A 1,979-nucleotide genomic window follows, 5' to 3' on the forward strand; every position below is an offset into this window, starting at 1 on the left:
CCCCGGAACAAGTCCGGGGGAAGGTGATATTTGTTGGGTCGGGGAGCGTTTCACCAGTTTTTGCGGGGATAACTTCCCCGCTATCCACACCGCCTCAAATAAAATCCCCGGACCTTGCAGGCCCTTGCGCGAAAATTTCGGCAAACAATCCGACCGGAACAGGCACGAGCCTAATATCCGGCATGACCCAAGAACCCGAAAAAACTGAACCACCCGAACCGGCCGAGAGGCCGGAGACGGCCAAGACGCCGCGGCGCGATCCGACGGCCTGGTATCCGTATTTTCTGCAATATGAAGCCGGCAAGACCGCGCGGGAGATCGCGGGGGCGGCGGGGGTTACGCCGCAGAGCGTCTATCGGGCGATGAGCCATTTGCGGCGGCTGCCGGCCGCCGAACTGGCCGAGCGGCGCGAGACGGCGTTGCGGCGACGGCGGCTTGAAGCCGAGGCGGAATATCTCCTCGGCGACCCGGCTGCAGCGACGAAGATGGCTACCGCCTATGTCGCGCTGCGCCGCGCCGAACATGAGGAAAGGACCGCGATGATGGAAACGAGACATGCCGCCACGCCGGGCGAGAACAAGGAGGCGAAGTTGAGCGATGCCGAAGTCGAACTCCTGCGCGATGACCTTCGACGTCGACTCTTTCCACGCGACCCCGGAGACGGAGCGGCGGTTGAAGTTCGAGGCGGTCGGCGAGGACGCGCTGATCGCGCTGAAGGCTGATTTCCGCACCTGGGCCACCCCCGCCCAGCTGCCCCCGCCCGGCGACTGGCTGATCTGGCTTTTCCTCGGCGGGCGCGGCGCGGGCAAGACCCGCGCGGGCGCTGAATGGGTGCGGGCACAGGTGAAGGCCGGTATCCGCCGGATCGCGCTGGTCGGGCCGACATTCAATGATGTGCGCGAGGTGATGATTGACGGGCCGTCCGGCCTGGCGAATATCGGGCGCGAGGCCGAGCGTCCGCGCTATGAAGTCTCGCGCAAGCGGCTGATCTGGCCGAACGAGGCCGAAGCCTATGCCTTTTCGGCGGAGGATCCGGACGGGCTGCGCGGGCCGCAATTCGAGCTGGCCTGGGGCGATGAATTTGCTGCCTGGGCCGAACCGCAAAAGACCCTCGACACCCTGCGCATGGGGCTCAGGCTGGGCGACAGGCCGCGCCTGATGCTGTCGACGACGCCGCGGCCGATCCCGGCGCTCAAAACCCTGATGAAGGCGACGGGCGTTGCAAGCTCGCACCAGCCGACCTCGGAGAATGCCGCCAATCTGGCACCGGGCTTTCTTGCCGCCATGCAGGCGGCCTATGGCGGCTCGGCGCTGGGGCGCCAGGAGATCGAGGGCGTGCTGATCGACGATCCGGCCGGGGCGCTGTGGCGCCGGGCCGATATCGAGGCGGCGATTGTGAACAAGGCGCCCGAGCTCGACCGCATTATTGTCGCGGTTGATCCGCCGGCCACTGGCGGCGCCCGCTCGGACGAGTGCGGCATCGTGATTGCCGGCGCGGCGGGTGAGGGCGCCTCGCGGCGCGCCTGGGTGCTCGCCGATCGCTCCTTCGGTCCCGCCATGCCGGCCGACTGGGCCCGCGTCGTGGCGGAGAGTTTCGAAGCTTTCGAGGCCGACGGCCTGGTCGCCGAGGCCAATCAGGGCGGCGAGATGGTGAGGTCGGTCTTGCAGGCAGCCTCGAGCGGTCTGCCGGTCCGGCTGGTCCATGCCAGCCGCGGCAAGCATGTGCGGGCCGAACCGGTCGCCGCGCTCTATGCGGCAGGCCGCGTGTTTCACGCCGGACGCTTCGCGGCGCTGGAGGACCAGATGTGTGCCTTCGGCGCCCCGGAAGGCCCGCGCACCAGCCCCGACCGCGTCGATGCGCTGGTCTGGGCGGTGACGGATTTGCTGCTGCAGACGCGGGCGGGGCCGAGGATCAGGCGGCTTTAGAGGCGCGTGCTCCGCGAAAACCCGCATAAATACAAACGCTTGTCATCCCGGAC

2 protein-coding genes are annotated in these 1,979 nt (G+C 67.8%); both read left to right on the forward strand.

Going from position 1 to position 1,979, the window contains the following annotated elements:
* The coding region (locus AAC023_RS14440; protein ID WP_339742008.1) for a hypothetical protein at positions 1–722 on the forward strand (722 nt) is incomplete at its 5' end.
* On the forward strand, positions 622–1,926 hold the full coding sequence (locus AAC023_RS14445) for a terminase family protein (protein WP_339742010.1): 1,305 nt from the start codon (positions 622–624) through the stop codon (positions 1,924–1,926). The genes AAC023_RS14440 and AAC023_RS14445, both read left to right, overlap by 101 nt.
* The last annotated feature ends 53 nt before the right edge of the window (positions 1,927–1,979 follow it).

Origin of the sequence: uncultured Maricaulis sp. (assembly GCF_963976135.1) — a bacterium.
Taxonomy (GTDB): Bacteria; Pseudomonadota; Alphaproteobacteria; order Caulobacterales; family Maricaulaceae; genus Maricaulis.